Genomic DNA, 4515 nt, shown 5'->3' on the forward strand with positions numbered 1-4515 from the left:
CAAAGCGGCTTCGGTGCAGGGTAGGGCGCAAAGAAAAGAAAGAGAAGACGAGGAGAGTGTTCACATCCTATTTAGGAAGGCTGTAGTAAGCGCTTAAATGCTCACTACAAACCTATAACTAATTTAGAGAATTTTTCTGCCTGTTAGCACTTCTCGCACTTCCAGCATGGCAGAATAGGTGGGTAATATGTGCAAGGTTTCATTTTCTGGTGTGTGTTCTAAGGCGGTTGCAATTGCTTGCCGTAAATCTTCTTCGACAATTAAATTGAAGTCACTTTCAGGAGTCTTTTCGCTGTAACGCAGACGTAGCGCCATGTCATAGAGGCGATCGCCACTCACAATTAAAGTCCCTCCCCGTTCTACCAATTTCTCTGTATCGACATCCCAAATCCAAGATACATCAGTTCCATCGGGTGTTCTGTCATTCAGCACAAGCAGCGTCGTTTTGTCAAGACTTTGAGTCACGACGCGAATTGTTTCATTCGTCCCTACAGGATTTTTTGATAACAATATTCGTACCCGTTTACCATTAACTTCTAATTCTTCAGCACGACCAAATGCAGCTTGGAAGTTGTTAATTGTATCCAGGATAGTTGCTTCATCAACTCCTAATTCTATCGCAGCGGTAGCGGCTGCCAAAGTATTATATTTGTTGTATAAACCTACAAGAATTTGTGGAAATTCGCTGCTATCAAACGCGGGTTGACTTTTATTAAAGCCACACTTAGGACAGTGAAAATCTCCTAAATGAGACAAGTAAACTCCTTTGTAATCTAGTGAGTGTCCGCAATTAGGACAAAATATAGAATCGACAGCGTGAGGAATTTCATCTAAATAATTTTCGGGTTCATTCAAGCCAAAGAATAACACCCGCTGGGGTAACTGCTGACCAAGATAAGATAAAGTTGGATCATCAGCATTCGGAATGACAACTGTTTCTGTTGGAAGAGTAGAAATGACTTTTGTCCAACGCTTGCTAATTGTGTCAACTTCTCCATACCTATCGAGTTGATCGCGGAACAGGTTTAAACACAGGATTATCTTAGGTTGAATTGGTGCGAGAATCTTCGGTAGAATATTTTCATCGACTTCTAAAATCGCGTAATCAACATCTAGTCCGCCGACTAAGTTAGTGTTTTCCAGCAGTGCTGTCATCAAGCCATTTTCTAGATTTGCGCCTGTAGAGTTGTGAGCAACACGATACCCTTTGCGTTCTAGAATTGAGCATAAGAGCAGCGATGTGGTTGTTTTGCCATTAGTACCAGCAATTAAGATGACTCCGTTTTTGACTTGTTGAGTTAATAACTGCAACAATCGGGGTTCAATGCGACGCGCCAGAGAACCTGGTAAGACACTCGCCGCACCCAAGCGCAGCGATCGCACTGTGAAAGTAACGCTTTTTGCGACTGACACAGCAAAAGCCAGTCGTATCCTGTCTATCAGTTGAATTTTGTTTCCCACACCAGTACCCTAATCTTAGTGAGTGTTGCTAGTTTGTAGCCCTGAGTCTCAAATTTAATCATGTGAGTTTAACTAATTCTTGTCAAAATAGCCAGTTCCGGAAATGATAGGTGATATGTGCAGACTAATTTCTGAAACGGTGCAAGGTGTCATTCCGAAAAATTAGTGAATGCTGCGGTATAAATAATACAGAAGAATCTACTATGAAATGATTTATGGAACCAGTCACTTTGACGGCTGTGGCTACGGCTATCGCAACCCTTCTTCTAACAAAAGCACTGGAGAAAACTGGCGAAAATCTTGGAGATGCTGCATGGCAGCAAAGCCGCAAGTTAATCGAACAGCTTCGTCATAAGAATAAATTACCATTACTCACCAATGCTACACAAGCAAACGAACAGCAACGGTTAGATTATGGGCAAGCTGTGCTAGAACTCAAAGCAGCAGCAGACGCAGATCCAGAAATTGCTCAACGAGTTGTGGAAGTAGAAGCAGCAGCGAAAGCTGATCCAAAACTAGCTCCACAAGTCGAAGAAGTAGCAAATACACTTAGCTCTCAACAGGCAACAATGCCAAACTTGCAAAAGTTAGGAGAAAAAATTGGGCAAGTTGTGATCGGTGGTACGGGTTCGATTCAAAACCAATCATTTTGATTGCGGTTTAGCTGACTATGCCTGAAGACGCTGGTAAGTTTGCCGAAAAAATAGGGGTTTATGCTCAAAACAGCATAGTGAACATACACAATCAGAACATTGGTGTTTCTGATGATTCTGGTGCGACTGCCATCAACTGGCATGAAATTTGCCGCCAATTGCTGGAATCCCACCGGCGACTCACCAGCAATCCCTTAATGCAGGATGAATCTGCCAAATTACAAAGGGAGCAGATTTATGTTCCCCTAGCACTGGTACAGCGGACAAAACCTGAGAAACGCGACAAGGAGGAAGTTTCTCCAGAAGCAGGAACGCGCCTGTATGAACCACAATATGAGGAAAAGCAGCGTTTTGAGCATGAAGCTTTCTTGACTCAAATCTTGGAAAAAGCAGAAGGCAAAACCAAAGGTAAGCACATCGCCTTAATTGGAGAAGCAGGTGCAGGGAAAACAACTCTGCTGCAATCCATCGCGTTTTGGGTGTTAGAGAAAAACTTGGGGTTTCCAATTTGGATTTCGCTGGCAGATCTGGGGCGAAGTGGTTCTTTGACGGATTTACAAAGTTATTTATTTAACGATTGGCTTGCTTTTGCTGTTCCACCAACACAGTTGACTCAGGCGAAAGCAGAGTTGACAACACAAATTCAGCAGGGGCGAGTCTGGTTGTTGTTGGATGGAGTGGATGAGGTGGCTGTATCGGGTGTGCAGACGTTGCAAACACTTGCTCAACAACTCACAGGATGGATCGCCCAGTCGCGGGTGGTGTTAACTTGTCGGCTGAATGTCTGGCAAGCGGATTACAATGCGTTAGAAACTTTTGAAACTTATCGCCTACTGGATTTTGATTATCCTAAGCAGGTGCATGAGTTTATTGATAATTGGTTTGGGAACCTCACTTCCCAGAGGAACCTCACCCCCCAGCCCCCTCTCCTTATTAAGGAGAGGGGGAGTGATAAAAGCGAGGGGAGGGGGAGTGATAAAAGCGAGGAGAGGGGGAGTGATAAAAGTGAGGAGAGGAAGAGTAAGGCGGAACGGTTGAAGGCAGAATTGGATAACGCGGAACGGGGACGCTTGCGAGACTTGGTACAAAATCCTTTGCGGTTGACGCTTTTGTGTAGCGCTTGGCAGAGTGAGGAGGGAAATTTACCACAGACAAAGGCGGGACTTTACCAGCAGTTTGTGCAGCAAATCTACACATGGAAAAAAAACCGTTTCCCCATTAGCACTGAAGAACGACAGAAATTAAACAATGCATTGGGACGTTTGGCGCTACGGGATATTCAAGAGGGTGGTTCCCGGTTCCGGTTGCTGGAAAGTTTCATTAGAAAGGAACTAGGTGATCCAGATGATGAGAAGTCCTCATTTTACAAAGCACTGCAACTTGGCTGGTTGAATCATGTCGGAATTGCAGCGGAATCTCAATCACAAGAAAAAGTTTATGCTTTCTTTCATGCCACGTTTGAGGAATTTTTTGCAACGCAAGGGATTGATGATTGGGACTTTTTCTTACCTCGCGAACACAAAAATAAACCTGTAAAAGATAAAGATACAGGTAAACCTAAGCCATATCAAATTTTTGAGCCGCAATGGAAAGAAGTGATTTTGCTGTGGCTGGGGCGAGAGAATTTGGATTTGGAAAGCCAGAAGAAAGAAGAGTTTATAAAAGCTTTAGTGGAGTTTAACGACGGGTGCGGACAATTTTATCAGTATAGAGCTTATTTCTTAGCAGCAATGGGAATTGTTGAGTTTGGAGATTGTTCTAAAGCTGATGACATCGTAGAGCAAATTGTTAAATGGGGTTTTGGTTACTTCAATACGCAAACAAAGCAGTGGCAGACATTTGCAGATCCCGTTGAAGAAGGAGCAAATACAGCACTGCAACAGACGCATCGCGCAAAAGCCATCGCAGCTTTGGTAAAGTTAATCAACACCTCACAGGATGAAGACACCCGTAGGGATGCGGCATATAGCTTAGGGAAAATAGCTGTTGGCAACCAAAGTGCGATCGCAGCTTTGGTAAAGTTAATCGACACCTCACAGGATGAATTCACCCGTTGGCTAGTGGCAGATAGCTTAGGGAAAATAGATCCTGGCAACGAACGTGCGATCGCAGCTTTGGTAAAGTTAATCGGCACCTCACAGAATGAAGACACCCGTTGGCTAGTGGCAGATAGCTTAGGGGAAATAGCTGTTGGCAACGAAGGTGCGATCGCAGCTTTGGTAAAGTTAATCGGCACCTCTGAGGATGAAGACACCCGTTGGCTAGTGGCAGATAGCTTAGGGGAAATAGCTGTTGGCAACGAAGGTGCGATCGCAGCTTTGGTAAAGTTAATCGGCACCTCTGAGGATGAAGACACCCGTTGGCTAGTGGCAGATAGCTTAGGGGAAATAGCTGTTGGCAA

3 protein-coding genes are annotated in these 4515 nt (G+C 44.3%); 2 read left to right on the forward strand and 1 reads right to left on the reverse strand.

Translation table 11 applies throughout. The annotated features are described in order from the left end of the window. Positions 1–123: 123 nt before the first annotated feature. Positions 124–1461, reverse strand: coding sequence for a Mur ligase family protein (locus AC5590_RS17960; RefSeq protein WP_169268888.1), 1338 nt, complete (start codon positions 1459–1461; stop codon positions 124–126). Between the two features lie 215 nt (positions 1462–1676). On the opposite strand from AC5590_RS17960, the gene AC5590_RS17965 reads away from it, so the two are divergent. Together AC5590_RS17965 and AC5590_RS17970 are read left to right on the forward strand one after the other, a co-directional pair. Further along, positions 1677–2114, forward strand: a complete 438-nt coding sequence (locus AC5590_RS17965) for a hypothetical protein (protein WP_169268889.1) — start codon at positions 1677–1679, stop codon at positions 2112–2114. A gap of 17 nt (positions 2115–2131) precedes the next feature. Continuing rightward, positions 2132–4515: NACHT domain-containing protein (locus tag AC5590_RS17970; RefSeq protein WP_169268890.1), on the forward strand; the 2384-nt coding region annotated here is incomplete at its 3' end.

This window comes from Brasilonema octagenarum UFV-OR1 (assembly GCF_963888615.1).
Lineage (GTDB): Bacteria > Cyanobacteriota > Cyanobacteriia > Cyanobacteriales > Nostocaceae > Brasilonema > Brasilonema sennae.